This is a genomic window from Alteromonas sp. M12 (genome assembly GCF_037478005.1).
Classification (GTDB): Bacteria; Pseudomonadota; Gammaproteobacteria; order Enterobacterales; family Alteromonadaceae; genus Aliiglaciecola; species Aliiglaciecola lipolytica_A.
This window is the reverse complement of sequence record NZ_CP144164.1, coordinates 3,909,794-3,926,448: the sequence shown is the minus strand read 5'-3', so window position 1 is coordinate 3,926,448 and position 16,655 is coordinate 3,909,794. Positions and strand designations below refer to the sequence as shown.

The following is a 16,655-nucleotide window of genomic DNA, read 5'->3' as shown; positions in this document are numbered from 1 at the left end:
AATAATAATGAAACCTTGCAAGTCTGATGAAGCAGTTGAAGAAAATAAAGAGCAAATAACACTATTTATTGATGGTGATTTAGCCGCAGATTCAGCATATTCCGCGGCGATTTCTGCGCTCCAACACACCTTTGCTGCAAAGTACGATTTCGTTATTACAGCACTGGCTGAGCAGAGTTTGCCAACGACAATGTTATTGCTTTGTCAAAATGAAGAGCACGGGACTTCTTTGAGCAACAGATTTAACTTGCATAGCTTGCAGGTATTTTGGTTGCCACAAGACCCCTCATATCAACCGTTAAAACCATTAATAAACGGGCACTGGTATTTAGACTGGAAACAACCACCTACAGTCTTGCCAGTACTGTCGTTAATACAACAGCAGCATCGATTGCTGGCGGATTTCTCCACCACCAAGCAAAAACTATCGATGTTAACTGAGTGTTTAGGGGAAATGTCTTTGACCCTAAATTCACATGGCCAAATAATTGAAATGAATGCGCCTTTACTAAAGGTTATGGGGGAGTCTGGGAAGTCAGTAATCGGTCAAACATTGCTTTCGTGTCTGAACATTCCCTCTTCAATCGCTAAACGTCGAATGACACAAATTTTGGCTGATTTAAGTCGTACTCACTCAATGACTAGGTTGCCACCATTTCCTGTTCAATTGAAAGATGCAGTGGTTATGCTCGATGGCTTTGTTGGCCCTTTTAATCATGATGACACTTTATTGATTTTACGGCAGATCGCTAGTTGGCAGAATCAGGAGTGGTTAGAACAGTCGGCCGCAAAAAATACACCGGTAACGCTTTTGCTGGTGAATCCCGACGATTTTGCGGCATTTAATCAACAATATGGCCGCGATATAGGCGATCAACTTTTAGCTGAAATTATACAATGTATGTCGGATTTATTGCGTTCCGCTGATTTTGCTAGCCGCTTTAGCGGAGCTGTATTCGCTGCTCATCTACCAGAAACGAATGAACAACAAGGTCAGGTTTTAGCATCTCGCATGCGTGAAATGCTGCGTAAAAAACGCTTTTCAGCTAAAAAAGTTAATTTGGATTTTAGTTTTGGCTTAGCCACTATTGAGTCAGAAGAACAGCTTAACGAACATTCTCCGTTAGAGCTTTTTCGACGAGCAAATGCCGCGCTACAAGCCGCGCGAAGCATCGGAGGCGGCACATTAGTTTGCTGGCAACCGAAATTCGACGCTAACATATTGGCTAATTTAGATCGCATGAGTGGTAAGTTTTCTGATGCCGCCGATGACGACTTCAAACTCATTACGCTGCAATGGGATATTATTCGTATTATCGGCAGTACACACGATTTGCAAAGCTTTTCTGAGCAAGTCTGTCAGCTCATCAGCAGCGGAATGTCATCGATGTATGCCGGATTATATTTAACCAAAGGCGATGGTTTAATTAATTTATCTTGCGCAAGTGAGCCTAAAGTAGAGGTGAAAAGTGTCCATCAATGGGTTACCACTAATATCCAGGTCGATAATCTAGATAATTTGACCGCTGTACCTTTACTTGAGCTGAACGCCACTACGCTTCAAGCTTCTGTACCTTTAGTGACTCGCGGTAAATGCCTAGGGGTTATTGTCTTGCGTTGGCATAGCAACCAGCAACCTGTGGCTAAAAAATACACTGAATTACTACAACAAGTCTCGGCGAACTTAGGTACTGCCATTGATCGAATTATATTGTTGGATCAAAGTCATAAACAGGGCAACAGCCCAGCGAAAAGTGAACCTGATAATCATCAAACCCACGAGTTGTTATTTGAATCTGCTGCGATGCGCACCTTGATGCAGCAGGTACAATTAGTAGCCCCAACAGATGCATCTGTGTTGCTTATCGGTGAATCAGGAACTGGTAAAGAAGTGATAGCCAGACAAATCCATAATCACGGATTACAGCCCAATAAACCCTTTATCACCGTCGATTGCAGTACCATAGTTAAACATCTGATTGAGAGTGAGCTTTTTGGGCACAGAAAAGGAGCCTTCACTGGAGCCACCAGTGATCAACCAGGAATGATTGCGCAAGCTGACGGTGGTACCTTGTTTCTAGATGAGGTAGGGGAGTTACCACTGGACATACAATCAAAATTATTGCGCTTCGTACAAGAGAAAACCTTTGTTGCCGTGGGCGATCAAAGGGTAAGGAAAGTGGATGTTAGACTGGTATTGGCAACCAATCGCAATTTATCAGATGAGGTGGCCGCAGGTCGTTTTCGTGCTGATCTTTACTACCGAATTAACGTTTTCACGTTAAATTTGCCTCCTTTGAATCAGCGTGGCGAGGACACCTTGCTGTTAGCGCGACATTTTTTGAAGAAGTTTAGTCAGCAATACAATAAACTAATTCTCGATATTTCGTCATCAGCAGTCGAGACATTACGTCGTTACAGTTGGCCTGGCAACGTAAGAGAACTTCGAAACTGTATTATGCGGGCTGTTATAACTTGCCCCAGTGACTATTTAGAATCTGAGCACTTGAATCTACAAGCGCCATCTTTAGAGCTGCAGCCCTCAGCTTCTCATGCCACGCCGAGTTTACAGACTGTAGAGCTTACCCAAGATGACGACGAAGAGCTGTTGCCCGCTTTAACCGTGTTGCTAAACAAAGTTGTCTGTCTGGCCATTCAACAACCTGCATCTTTTCCGGTCACTGTTTGGTTAGAAAAACTATGGATTGAATTGTGTCTACAAAAATGGGGAAGCCTTTATCAAGTCGCACTCAAAGTTGAGCAGTCAGAATCGACTTTACGAAGACGCTCTGCAAAATTAAAAGATACTGCAATTGATCACCCTCTATTAGAAGAGTTAACTGTTGAATGCAGCTCGTTGCTGCAACGCTTCCTGGATGGAGACGCAATCCCCAATCTGTGGTCTACCTTAGAATCTACAATGTATGCAATTGTCGTTAGGCAACAGATAACCCAACAAGCAAAAGCCAAGTTATTGGATGTAACTCAACCCACTTTGCGTAAAATAATGCAACAATACCAAGGTTAATTTGGGTTAGTCTTTTAAGTACTTTTGAATCATAGAGAGCAGCGATACTTTATCAATTGGTTTGGACAGAAAATCGGTCATGCCTGCCGCTTTGCACTTTTCTCTATCTTCAACGTAAGCATTAGCTGTGAGTGCAATAATTGGCTTATTAAAGTTTAACTTTGTTTTTAATTTAACCGTCGCAGTTAAGCCATCCATAACAGGCATTTGTAAGTCCATTAAAATCAAATCAAATTGTTCAAATATACAGGCGTTAATAGCTTTTTCACCGTCGCTTACAATTGACACATCGTAACCAGCAGCTTCAAGCATTGTTTTGACCACTTCAGCGTTAATTTCATTGTCTTCGGCAACCAAAATTTTAAAACTACTTTGTGATGGTTCAGCTTTAGAATCCTGCAGTAAATGAGTTTTTTGTAATTGACGTAAATCACCCTCTAATTCTTGTCTGATAATAGGCTTAGCATGGGTGCGCCATATTACTTTTCGCACGTCTTCCGAACATTCTAAATCTTCGATAAGTGCTGAGACCAAAATGATGTAGGGGAGTTGCGTCCCCTTTTGTCTTAACAGTTCTTCAATTAAATCAACACCGCTCAAACCAGGCATCGATAGGTCGAGGATTAAGATGTCAAATTGTGAGGTGTCGGTGGTTAAAAATTGTTCCGCAGAATTGAAGGTAGAGGTGTTCATACCTTGTGATTTGGCAACATGCTCAATATATTCTCTGCTCGTAATTAAATCATCGACAATGGCACACTTTAAATGCGCTTCCGAGTGAATGTTTTCGACTTTCTCACTGTCTATTTCAATCGGTATTGATAGCGTAAAGCAACTGCCCTTAGCTAATTCACTTTGCACCGTGAGTTCACCTTGCATCAAATCAGCTAACTGCTTAGTGATAGCTAACCCCAACCCTGAACCTCCAAACAATCTAGTGGTGGATTGTTCTGCCTGCTCAAACTTATTAAAAATAGAAGACAGTTTTTGGACTTCGATTCCAATCCCAGTATCTTTAACACTAATAGACAGCCAATACTTCTTGTTTTTAACGTTCACGCCAACAGAAAGGGTTATGCTGCCAACGTCGGTGAACTTAATGGCATTATTCAATAAGTTGTGCATGATTTGCGATAACCGCGTAGGGTCGCTTATGACACGAGTGGGCAAACTGGTTGTTTTGTGAAAATTGAAGGTTAAGTTTTTTATTCGACAATTCGCCGACTGCACAGATGCAACGTCATCGAATAGCTGAACTAAATCAAATGGTGTCCGTTCAATGCGTAACTTACCCGCTTCAATCTTTGACAGGTCAAGTACATCATTTATCAGCACCAACAATTGTTTGCCAGCGCTTTTAGCCTTTTTTAAGTAGTCATTACTTTTACTTGGATTATCGATGGCCAACTCTATCATGCCAAACAAACCGTTCATTGGGGTTCTCAATTCATGGCTCATATTGGCTAAGAATTCAGATTTCGCTTTATTGGCCTGTTTTGCCTGACGTGCTGACTCTTCGGCTTTGTGCAACGTTAAACGCAGCGACGCCAAACTACTTGTAATTGTGGCTTCCATAGGTCGAAAAATTAGAAGAGCTTCAAGCACTAATAATAGCAAGGTAAATAACCACAAAAACAATTCAATGTTTGCCACTCGCTCAACTCGTTCGCGCGCAGCCAACTCAAATTCCTGCACAACTTGATTAAGGGCAAAAAGAAGTTTGTCGGTTTCAGTTGTATTAAAGTGTGAAGGGATAGCTCCACATGTATCAGCAAGGCTACTAAAATTGAGTGCCGCTTCAGCGTAGTTTTGGCTTTTTAAATTTAACCCAAACTCACCAAAATACAGCTCTTGTACTTTAGCGGGCAAGTTTGGTAACTCACTTAGATAAACGCGATTACGCTCAAATGTTTCAACTGTGGATTGTAGCGCCTGACTTTGCTGCGATTTGTCAGCTGGACAGGTTGATAGTCGAGTGACAAACAGCGCAATGCGTTGCGACAGCATGCGTTGTTGGCCTGCAATATTGACGATATAAGCATCATTCAATTGTGCTTTAATTATATACCGCAACATTAATGCAGAAACAGAGACTGTGGCCGCCACTAGGAAAAGTGCCACTATATAACGTGCTCTAATTGTTAAGTGTTTACTAAATAGAGTGGTTAACACATGATTTGCTTCTTTGAGATCGCTTATCAACTAGATTAGAGAGACGTGTGATAAATGCAACCCTTCGCGAAAAATTTTCGCCAAATTTAATATGAGAAAATGAACCCTAATTTTTGAGTAACCGCGCCTTTGTTGTTTTATTACAAAGTCGACTAGGCCTTAATTACTGTAGCTATTTCTGCTTGAGAGTAAGTTTTACAATTTTCTTTTCACTGAGGCCGCTATTAGTCATCCTAATCTGTGTTTCCAGTCCTTGATTAAACACCTTGTATGGCCTAATTTTTTAATCATCAGCAGCTATTCGAAAACAGCGTAGCTAACGGATTTACTAGTCTGCCAATAATATGATCGAATATTCACGCTTGATAGCGTACATCCTAATGCTATTAACTTTACAAGCATAAAAAAGTCGTAGCACTGTTTGGCAAGTATATTGCTATTTCAGATTAGTTCGCGCAATGGGAGTTGGCCAAAGCGTTGTCGACACACCTGTAGTTCTACAATTGGATGAGAACACCTTATGTTGGATTCAAATATGCTAAATCCGTTAAATAGATACATCAAATTGGTATGCTTAATCAGTGTTCTGGTTGTCAGTGGATGCAGTTCTAGTCGTGTTGAGCAAGTCGATGCACAACCTCCAAGTAACCAGCAGATTACTATCAATACCTCCCAAGGGGAGCAGGTATTAACGCCTACAGTGGTCACTTATGATCCTGTTACGTTTGCGGACCCTTTGGAGTCAATCAATCGGCCTATTTTTGCTTTTAATGATGTTGTGTATCGTTATTTTCTAATCCCAGTTGGCAAAGGCTACGATGCTGTAGTGCCAGATCCTGTGCAAACCGGCATTGGTAATTTTTTCAGTAATTTACGGGAACCTCTCAATCTTTTAAATAATTTGGCCCAAGGTGAAGGTAAAAAATCGGGAACCAATTTGGGAAGATTTTTAATTAACTCTACTGTGGGATTGCTGGGTTTGTTTGACCCAGCCGATGCTTGGTTTGATATGCCGGAAGAAACCGCGACTATAGGTGATACTTTGGCGTCGTATGATGTTGGTTATGGCAATTATTTGGTGTTACCTATCCTCGGTCAGTCAGATTTCAGGAACGCCTTTTCTACTCTTAGTGAAAGTATTTTGAGTCCCGTTCATGTTATTTCTGACTCGCCTGAATCAAGCTATTTACAAGGACTAGATGGTTTCAACGACTTTGTCCCTACAGCTCCCTCTTATGAAGAATTAAGAGCGCAATCTGATGATCCTTATACTTTTTTCAGAAATATGTATCTTCAGAGCGTAGAAAGGGATGAGCAATTTGAAGGTGCGCCTCAACAATTTTCCCCTTCACCTGCGAACAGTGAAAAAAATCGTAATAAAACCACTAATCTAGATTCACAGCAGAGGGCGGACAGTAGTGAAAAGTAATTTAGCGCAACTGTTGATCCGTCACAGCAAATGGATTCTGCTCGCATTTGTTATCTTGGGAATTATTTCGGCCTATTTTGCACAGCGATTTAGAATTGATGCTTCAGCAGATACATTATTGGTAAAGGACAATCAGCTTTATATTGAAACTCAGGTAATGAATCAAAAATTCTCGCCGGATGAATTTATACTTGTGGCTTATGAACCGAAAAATCACGCTGTTTTTTCAGATAAAACCTTCGAGCAACTTCAGCAACTTGGCGATGCTTTCTCGGCATTTCCCAGAGTTAAATCGGTAACCCACATACTCAATGTTCCGCTGCTCAGCAATGCCACATCGTTAAGTGCCGATTTAGATCCAGATGCATACACTTGGGAATCACAGCGTTATTCAGCACAACAAATGCAACAAGTTTTTCAGGACCATCCGTTGTTTACTGATTTACTCGTCAATAAAAAGCAAAGCGCGACTGCTATCCAAATCGTATTCAAAAAAAATCGCCAATTAGTCGAGATTCAAAATCAGATCACAGATATTCAAAAAAATGCCCTTGAAAGGGAGTTAAGTAAGGATGAGCAAGAAAAAATAGACCAACTAAAAGCGCAAGCTGATCCGATCGACCAAGAACTGAAAGCGCAACGCAAACAAGAAATAGACAAAATTTATGAAATTACCGAACAATATCAACAAGACGCGAGTTTCTATTTAGGCGGGGCTTACGTGTTAGGCCAACAAATGATTGATATTATTAAGCGCGATCTTGTGCTATTTGGCAGTGCTATTGGTGGAGCTATTGTGGTGATGCTATTTATTTTATTTCGCCGCGTACGCTGGGTAGTATTACCGGTCGTATCTTGTAGTTTGAGTGTTCTATTAACGGTGGGAATCTTTGGTTTATTAGATCTGCGGACCACTGTTATTTCCTCAAATTTCATCGCTTTGCAGCTTATTCTGACTTTAGCTGTAATGATTCACTTGATTGTAGAGTATCGACAACTGGCTGTGAAAAATAGTCAAGACAGTCAATCCGAGTTATTAGAACAAACCTTAAAAAACAAGTTTAAGCCTTGTCTTTATGCTGGGTTAACCACCTCTGTTGGATTTGGATCTTTGCTATTTAGCGGGATTCAACCTGTGGTTAGTTTCGGTTGGATGATGATAGTCGCTATGATTATCTCTATTCTGGTGAGCTTGTTGCTGTTTCCTGCATTTCTATCGGTTTTATCTCATAAAGACGAAAGCGGTGAAAATCGAGTTACTCAAAAAATTATCAACGGCTTCACTGCGCTTAGCTTAAATTATGCAAAAACCATTGGCGTCTTGAGCCTAGTGCTGGTGGGGATATCCGTCATTGGGATTATGCGTTTGGATGTGGAAAATAGTTTTTTAAACTATTTTAAAGAGTCAACAAAAGTGCGCCAGGAGTTAACGTTTATAGACCAAGAGTTCGGGGGCTCTACGCCAATGGATGTGGTGTATACGATTCCCAATGAACAACAAGACAAACAACTAGTGTTAACTGCGGAGTCTGTCCAAACATTACAAAAAATCCAAGCCGTGTTGCAAAGTTATGATGCCATGGGCAATGTGACTTCGGTATTCAATTTTACCGAATTGGCGATGCGAATAAATGATCAAAAGCCGTTAACCGAGTACGAATTAACAGCCATTTATACTTTGGTGGATAAGTCGCTTAAAGATAAATTGTTAGGTGCGTATTTCGACCCTAAAACCAATCAACTTAGAATCAGTACTCGGATTAAAGACAGCACAGCTGATTTTAATCGTGCTGAATTTTTAGAAAATCTCAAAGCCGATATGCAAACAATTGGTGTCGATAAGCAAGACTATGTTTTAACCAACCTGTTTGTGCTGTATCAAGACATACTACAGCGTTTGTTTAAATCCCAAATTATGACGTTAGGATTAGTCTTTATCGCGTTATTCTTTGTTTTATTTGCGATATTTCGGTCGGTGCGCATTGCGCTGGTTGCCGTCATTCCCAACATTCTTACCACTATGACTATTTTAGGTGTGATGGGCTTGTTGGCAATTCCATTAGATTTAATGACGATCACCATATCGGCCATCGCTATGGGGATTGCGGTAGATGATACCATCCATTTTATTCATCGATATCTTGAAACCCAAAAAAGTTCAAAACCCGCTGAAGCGATTAAAAAAACCTTCAACAGCGTGGGTTACGCACTATTATTCACGACGACCATCATCACAATTGGCTTTGCATTGTTAAGCTTCTCTGATTTTGTACCTAGTATCTTGTTTGGGTTATTAACTGGCTTGGCGATGCTAATGGCGCTGTTGACTGATTCAACGTTGTTACCGGTGTTGTTAAAGCGTTTTGTGAAAAACTAGTTTTGGATAACAAATTGTGTAACCCAAAGATCCCCTCTGCATCAGTAAGACTGAGCAGAGGGAGTTTAGTTTAATCAAGAAGTTTTATTCAAACAGCTGAGCCGACGAAACCGTTGGGGTCAAGACGAAGCTGTGTTTTTCGGCTTTTTGTTTGTTTTTAGCCGTGATTTCCAAATTTTGCTCGGAAGGGGAGCTGCCAAATATATTGGCGTGGAAAGTGAGTTTTTCAGCGTCACTTTTAAGGGTAAATTTACCCATCACTGTTATTTGAGATAAGGGTTGCACCTGAGATAAAGATTGCTCTTCAGCATGATGATCAATAACCGGTGAAAGTATTATCGACTCTACCGCTATATTGCCGTGCTGGTCACTCATGCTTATTTGCTTTTTAACTTGCTGCGTGATTGTGGTTCGCTGATTATTAAATTCGATCATCGATACCACACCATCCTTATTCTCATCGATGTTTTCGATGCCAGAAACAGGTAGCGATAACACCATATACACATCATTTTCAATAAAGTTTAAAGTTCCGTGCTGAGCAACCATTAAGTGGGCGTTTACCGGTTGAAGTATGCCGTAGCAAAATAGCAAAGCCGCCATCGTTAAAACTGCAAAATTATTCATGATGAGAGACGCTGTCTTTCGGTTTGACGCTAACATATTACAATGACCCTTTTATGCAACGTTGAAAAAATGGATAAGTATCAGTAGCAAAATAGTGGTAAATGCCTTCAGGAAATTCTGGCGTAACACCAATGCGACCATTACATTCGTCTAAGTCACCAGAGCCCTCAACATATTCCCAGTCTTGTAAGAAAGTGCCAAGTGGGTAAGTGTCAGTGGAAGGTCGACTATCACTAACTGACTCTACCAATTGATAGCTTCCCGTCATGGACGTTAGTTCTGAGCTGGCATCCAAGGCATCACTGTAGCCGTATCGGGCATAAATAGGGAAACCATCAGCGGCCCAACCAATGAGGGTCATCGCGTTGCTATTGCCATTTTGCAGTGTGATAAAGCCTTCTGGCATTCCGTGATAGTGATATGTACCATCAGGTTGCACGTGAGCATTATTGTCATCGGTACCAAAATCAAACACATTTTGACTTAGGGCTTCGATACTCCAATTTCCACTATTGTCGATTAGACTGCAGTCGTCACCTGAATCGTTACAACTTCCAGCAGTATCAGCGTCTATTTTTACGCCATTAAGCACATAGCCAACGGCACCTCGAGGCCCGCCTAATTGAGTCACATTGGTCGACTCTGTTGGTGCTAACGTATAGCTGACGGACACAGATTGTTCTGAAATCGTATTGGGATTACCAGCATTTGGGAAGGTACCTACAACGTGATCGGGTATACCATTGGCGGTTAAGTTACGATTGGTGCCATCGCAAGACCAATCAGCATAGCTCGTAGCAGAAACTGATTCTGAGTCGTTGTATTCGTTATAATAATAAGTACACAGCACACCATCGGTTGAGTCACTTGAATATGCAGTCCCATTGTCGTTACTCGTAGTGTCTTGATCGGAAGACGTTTGCTCTGAATCTGTCTCCGTTGTCTCGGTGCTTTCTCCATTGCATGCTGTTAACCAGCAAGACAATGCTGCTACCGTCAGTAAATTTATAGAACAGGTTTTAAACCTATACAACATTCTCATCAGTTAGATCCCTATAAGTTAACCATTGTTGTTAATCATGCATTGTCATAAATCTTGTACTGAGAGCTTAAAAGAGCAATGTGCAGAAGCGGTGCACAAACAGCGAAATTAATGTGGAAGTCGCGAAAACATCAATTTCAAGTAATGAAATGGGATATCTGCTAGCAAGATGACGCACACAATTTTCGCCATTTTGTGTTTCTTTCTTTTGTTCTTTTGATATTCGAAGGATTAGATTCTGGCTGCGAATTAAATTATTAACATTCAATTTGTCAAAAATAATTAACATTTTAAGGCTTAGTGAAAAGCTATTCTAATATCGATTTTAATGTATCTTAAATTATCGTATCTAATTGAATAATATAAATAAAAATTTGAATTTTAGGTGTGTTATGAGATACCTGAAAAGTACTTCACCTTTAACAAAATAGTAAATTCGCAACTTTTTTTAGGTTATTTAATTAACAATATATTGACCTTTACAGATAATTTGTGGGAATATGCTCACATCATGAGCATATGCGCATAATGGGGTTTTCTTTAGAAAACCTGAAATGATCAGTAAAAGCGAATCAATAGCATGGTAATGCCGTACTAAAACTATTATTTTGATTCATTTATTTTTATTGGGACCGACTAGCCCACAACTACAATATAACGACAGGTAATAAATATGACACCTGATAAATATGAAATTAATCTGAATACTGTTGGTGAAGAGCAACTACCTATTCCTAAACATAAGTTAAAGGGATGGACACATTTTTTAGGCTTATATGCTGGTGAGCATGTTGCCGCTACCGAATTTGTCATTGGAGCCACATTTGTAGCCCTCGGCGCTACTATGTCAGATATTTTACTTGGCTTGTTGATCGGTAACGTTCTCGCGGTGTTGAGTTGGACATTGATAACTACGCCAATCGCCATTGAAACTCGCTTGAGTTTGTACACTTATTTGCAAAAAATAGCCGGCAATTCGATGACGACCCTTTATAACTGGGTCAATGTCATCATTTTCACGGTTATCTCAGCAGCAATGATTACGGTTTCTGCGACAGCCGTGAGATTCGCCTTGAATATCCCGGCGCAACTCAATTGGTATCCCACTAATTTATGGTTTGTGTGTGTAGTACTAGCGGTTGGAACCATCGTTGTTTTAGTCGCCATGTATGGTTTTACAGCGGTCTCTAATTTCTCGCGTATTTGTGCTCCTTGGTTATTTGTCATGTTTGTGTGTGGCCCGCTAGTTCTATTACCTGCACTGTCTCAACATGTACTAGGTGATACCAGCTTGAGCGGCTGGGCTGATTTTATGGAAATTGGTAGCTTATCGGTGTGGACAGGTGTGAACGCGAATGGCGAACCTGGTATTGGACTGTTGGAAGTGATTGGTTTTTCTTGGGCGGCCAACACTATTACCCACGTGGGTTTGATTGATATGGCACTTTTACGTTATGCGAAAAGACGTGCATATGGTTTGTGTACCTCAGCAGGCATGTTATTTGGACACTATATTGCTTGGATTTCTGCAGGAATAATGGGGGCAGGCACCGCTATCATTGTGAAAAAATCCATTATTGAATTAGATCCAGGTGACGTTGCTTTTCAAGCATTAGGCCTATCGGGCTTAGTGATCGTCATTGTGGCAGGTTGGACTACTGCAAATGCCAACCTGTACCGCTCAGGTCTTGCTGCGCAAGCTATTTTTAAAAACCAATCTAGAAACAAAACGACCTTGATTGTAGGAATTGTTGCCGTCATCATCGCCTGTTTCCCCTTTGTATTTAACAAAATGCTGCCGCTATTAACCTACGCCGGACTGTTAGTTGTGCCCGTTGGCGCAATCGTATTCACGGAACACTTTGTCTTTCCACGTATAGGTTTCACGCGTTACTGGGTTACCTTCAAAAACCTTACTCACAGTGTGCCCGCCGTTGCGTCATGGGGTCTTGGACTGACATTTGGGTTTGGGTTAAATGCGCTTGATGTGTTGTCTTTTTATTACCTATTTATCCCAACTTGGTTTTTCACAACTGTGTGTTACATAGTGTTGGCAAAATACCACGGCGCATCGGAAGAATATCCACACGAGAAACAGCAAATGGAAGTGTTTGAACAACGTGTAGAAGAATTCCAAGAGCAACAGGCTAGTCTGGAGCCAGACGTGCGCATTGATACTTCATTGTTTTCGAAAGTTCTTCAGGTGGTGTCCATTAGTAGCCTAATAATCACGACTATATTTGCAATTAAAACCATGTTTTTCAGTTCGGGTATACCCGCATATGAAGCCAATCGCGATCTGTTTCAAACTGTTGGTTTCGTCTGCACTATTACTTATTTCATTACTGCATATTGGAATATGCAGCGTAAAAAACAATTAACTACGCAAGCGTAGAAGGGGAAGGTTAATGAATACTCAATCCAATGTTCGTCTAAATGAAGATAACCTTCACCATCTACCTAGCGGTATTTCGGTGCCCAATTACGACCGTAAAAAAGTCAAAGCTGGAATTGTGCATGTAGGTGTTGGTGGTTTTCACCGTTCTCATGAAGCTTATTATACCGACGCTTACATGAATCAAACGGGCGACCTTAATTGGGGGATTTGCGGGGTCGGATTAAGAGATGCTGATCGCAAAATGAAATCAATTCTTGAACAGCAAAATTACCTTTACACGCTAATTGTAAAACATCCTGACGGCACGATAGAAAATCAAGTGATTGGTTGCATGACCGATTTCTTGATGGGATGTGATGAGCCTAATTCGGTCATCCAGAAAATGGCGGATGCCGATACCAAAATAGTTTCGCTAACGATTACTGAAGGTGGTTACAATTTTAATCCAGCGACCAATGAGTTTGATTTTGACAATCCTGATGTAATTCATGATTTAGCGAATCCATTTGCTCCTCGTTTAGTTTTTGGTTTTTTGACTGCTGCATTGAAACTGCGTATGGAAAGGGGGCTACCTCCTTTTACGGTGCAATCTTGTGACAATATTCAGCATAATGGTGATGTTGCCCGTAAAATGTTGCTGGCGTACAGCCGAAAAGTTGATTTTGAGCTGGCCAAATGGATTGAACAAGAAGTTCCGTTTCCCAATGCCATGGTCGATCGCATTACTCCGGTAACAACCCCAGCTGATATTAATTATTTGGCATCGGAAATGGGGGTATCAGATGAATGGCCAGTCACTTGCGAACCTTTCCATCAATGGATAATTGAAGATAAGTTCAGCGTGGGTAGACCGCAGTGGCAGAAAGTTGGAGCGCAATTTGTTGCCGATGTGACACCTTACGAAAACATGAAAATAAGACTGTTAAATGCAGGCCATTCAGTGCTTGGTATTTTGGGGTCAATCCATGGTTTTGAGACGATTGATGAGAGTATTCAAGATCCTATTTTCCGTCAGTTTTTGCAATTATTTATGGACAATGAAGTCACGCCTATTTTGCCTCCGGTAAGTGGAATTGACTTAGATGAGTATAAACAAACGTTACTAATTCGCTTTGCAAACCCGAATATTAAAGATCATTTAACGCGAATTTGTTCTGAAAGTGCTTCGAAATTGGCGACTTTCTTAATTCCAACTATCAACGATAATTTGCGTCAAGAAGGCGATATCCAGTGCGCTGCACTGGTATTAGCTGCATGGTGTTATTACAGCGACAAACAGACTGATCGTCACGGCAAAGAGATCACTATCATAGATGTGATGTCTCAGCAGTTGCATGTTGCAGCCGCTAAATATGCAGTGAATCCTGCTTCGTTTTTGGAAATGACTTCAATTTTTGGAGATTTAAACAAAAACCAAGGTTTCATGGACGTCTATAAAAAACACTTAAAGGCGATCTATACCGATCCAAATGTGAAAAAACACATGCAGTCAATTATTAATAGCACAGCGTTAGCGGTATCTTAGGGATACTAGAGTTAATATTTGTACTTTTGCATAACGTCGGCTAGCTTTAGTCGACTTGGCTTATTTTTAGAATTTTGGAGTTACTATGGCTATTCCTAAAGTTGCCGTATTTGGTGAGGCGTTGTTTGACATGATTCAGCAACAAGATGGAAGTTATCAACCTTTCATCGGTGGTTCACCGTTCAACGTGGCTAGAAGCTTCGTTAAACAAGCAATTGACTGTACTTATTTATCACCCATATCGACGGATTATTTAGGTGAAAAAATCCACAGTTCAGTCATTAGTGAAGGAATTCATGTTCCTGCAAATAATCGTTCAAGCAAAAATACGTCTCTTGCTTTGGTGTATAAAGCTGAAGATGGAAAACCGAACTACCGTTTGTATCGAAAGTCAGTTGCAGATTTAGATATTACCTCAGAAAAACTATTGTCAATGCTGCCGGATGATCTTGACCTTTTTCACACCGGCTCTCTAGCAATCGTGCCTGAAATGCTCGAAGTGTTGATTCCAGTTATTACCACTTTGAAGTCACGTGGCGTGAAAATTAGTATCGATGTTAACGTCCGGAAAGGCGTTGAAGAAAATCATCACCAATACGTAGCGTCGATATGGCGATTCGTAGAGTTCGCCGATATTGTCAAGGTGAGCGATGAAGATCTAGAGCTAAAAGGCCTTTACGGTAAACCAGAATTTCATGCTAAATCTATGCTCGATAGAATGGAAAATGGCATGGTAGTTTTAACTTTGGGAGAGGGCGGATCGCACCTAATAACCGATCAATACAATTTATTTCAAGCAGTCCATAAGCCGGCTGTGTTTGGTGATACGGTAGGGGCTGGTGACACGTTTTTCTCTGCCATGCTTGCGCGCCTGTTAAAAAATGATGCGCTTTGCACCTCTGCCCCTGAAGAAACTTTGATGGATGGTCTAAGGTTTGGTGCTGTGGCTGCCGGTCTAAATGTTGAAAGCATAGGTTGTAATCCTCCTACTTTTGAACAAGTAGAAACCCTCATAAGCTCTCTAAAAAAATAAATTCTGCAAATTTCTCCCCACCAGTGGTAGCCACACAAGATGATTGTGCTGGCTGCCAATATCAACGCTCTTGCAGCATTGTAAACCTCAGATCTTCATTAACGTTTTAATATGTGCAATAGCACCTGTTCTAAGTGCCGATAAACTGTACCCACCTTCTAAAAATGAAACTATTTTTCCGTCGCAACAGGTATCTGCGATGTCCATGATTTGCTGAGTTAACCAAGAATAATCCGAGTCTAACAAATCCCAATCTGCAAGTGGGTCGGTATGATGACCATCAAAACCAGCGGAGATAAGAATTAGTTCAGGTGCAAATTTTTGTAGTTCAGGCAACACCCGTTCAGCGTAACATTGTCGAAATGTTTGAGAATTGGTGCCGGCTGGTAATGGGTAATGTAAGCAATTTTCAGCGGCTTTTTCAGGTATGGTGTAAGGATAAAACGGATACTGGTATGAAGATAAAAATAGTATTGCAGGGTCATTTTTCAGAATGTCTTCAGTGCCATTTCCATGATGTACATCAAAGTCTAAAATTGCAATGCGTGTAAGATTATATTGCTCTTTGGCGTAGGTCGCCGCAACCGCAATATTGTTGAAAAGACAAAATCCCATGGCTTGATCTTTTTCGGCATGATGACCTGGTGGTCTTACGGCACAAAAAGCATTTTTAAATTTTTGATTGAATAAACCATCAATAGCAACTATACCTGCACCAGCAGAAAATAAAGCAGCCTCGAAAGATGCATGATTCATTTTCGTTTCATCATCTACCGGAAAGTACTGGCCTTTTGGCGGTGAAAATTGTTCAATCTGTTCAACATGGCGCGGAGTGTGAGTTTGCTTTAACAGATCTTTAGATACTTTTTGTGAAGGGATATTGAGTATGAAGTCAGCCAATCCAAATTGAATTAAGCCATCTTGGATTGCATGCAAACGAGCTGGGCTTTCAGGATGTTCATCTCCCATTTCATGGAGTAAACAATTAGGATGTGTAATAAAAGCCGTAGAAGACATAAAATAA

Annotated in this window: 10 protein-coding genes; 6 read left to right on the top strand and 4 right to left on the bottom strand. The window is 40.8% G+C overall.

Annotated elements, in window-relative coordinates:
* Nucleotides 1-7 precede the first annotated feature (7 nt).
* A complete protein-coding gene (locus VUI23_RS16785; RefSeq protein WP_342805073.1) occupies nucleotides 8-3,028 on the top strand; it encodes a sigma 54-interacting transcriptional regulator in 3,021 nt (1,006 codons plus the stop codon).
* 6 nt (nucleotides 3,029-3,034) lie between these two features.
* On the opposite strand, the gene VUI23_RS16780 is transcribed toward VUI23_RS16785, so the two are convergent.
* A complete protein-coding gene (locus tag VUI23_RS16780) occupies nucleotides 3,035-5,104 on the bottom strand; it encodes a response regulator (protein WP_342808312.1) in 2,070 nt (689 codons plus the stop codon).
* Nucleotides 5,105-5,720: 616 nt separating this feature from the next.
* Between VUI23_RS16780 and VUI23_RS16775 the strand changes: the two genes are divergently transcribed.
* On the top strand, nucleotides 5,721-6,629 hold the full coding sequence (locus VUI23_RS16775) for a VacJ family lipoprotein (protein WP_216049584.1): 909 nt from the start codon (nucleotides 5,721-5,723) through the stop codon (nucleotides 6,627-6,629).
* Complete coding sequence (locus VUI23_RS16770) at nucleotides 6,619-9,006, top strand: MMPL family transporter (protein ID WP_342805072.1); 2,388 nt, start codon at nucleotides 6,619-6,621, stop codon at nucleotides 9,004-9,006. Before VUI23_RS16775 ends, VUI23_RS16770 begins: the two co-directional genes overlap by 11 nt.
* Before the next feature lie 84 nt (nucleotides 9,007-9,090).
* Here VUI23_RS16770 and VUI23_RS16765 read toward each other — a convergent pair whose 3' ends face one another.
* Entirely contained in the window at nucleotides 9,091-9,633 is a 543-nt protein-coding gene (locus tag VUI23_RS16765) for a hypothetical protein (protein ID WP_303499359.1), read from the bottom strand.
* Between the two features lie 37 nt (nucleotides 9,634-9,670).
* The gene (locus VUI23_RS16760; RefSeq protein ID WP_342805071.1) at nucleotides 9,671-10,675 is read right to left on the bottom strand and encodes a YHYH protein; all 1,005 of its coding nucleotides are present in this window, start codon (nucleotides 10,673-10,675) and stop codon (nucleotides 9,671-9,673) included.
* Nucleotides 10,676-11,348: 673 nt separating this feature from the next.
* On the opposite strand from VUI23_RS16760, the gene VUI23_RS16755 reads away from it, so the two are divergent.
* The 3 genes from VUI23_RS16755 (at nucleotide 11,349) to VUI23_RS16745 (ending at nucleotide 15,631) form a co-directional block, all read left to right on the top strand.
* Entirely contained in the window at nucleotides 11,349-13,070 is a 1,722-nt protein-coding gene (locus VUI23_RS16755) for a hypothetical protein (protein WP_342805070.1), read from the top strand.
* Between the two features lie 13 nt (nucleotides 13,071-13,083).
* The gene (locus VUI23_RS16750; RefSeq protein WP_342805069.1) at nucleotides 13,084-14,598 is read left to right on the top strand and encodes a mannitol dehydrogenase family protein; all 1,515 of its coding nucleotides are present in this window, start codon (nucleotides 13,084-13,086) and stop codon (nucleotides 14,596-14,598) included.
* An 85-nt stretch (nucleotides 14,599-14,683) separates the two neighbouring features.
* Nucleotides 14,684-15,631: a PfkB family carbohydrate kinase gene (locus VUI23_RS16745; protein WP_342805068.1), complete on the top strand. Its 948-nt coding sequence runs from the start codon at nucleotides 14,684-14,686 to the stop codon at nucleotides 15,629-15,631.
* 87 nt (nucleotides 15,632-15,718) lie between these two features.
* Here VUI23_RS16745 and VUI23_RS16740 read toward each other — a convergent pair whose 3' ends face one another.
* Nucleotides 15,719-16,648 carry a histone deacetylase family protein gene (locus tag VUI23_RS16740; RefSeq protein ID WP_342805067.1) on the bottom strand — a complete coding sequence of 310 codons (930 nt, stop codon included), beginning with the start codon at nucleotides 16,646-16,648 and terminating at the stop codon, nucleotides 15,719-15,721.
* Nucleotides 16,649-16,655 lie beyond the last annotated feature (7 nt).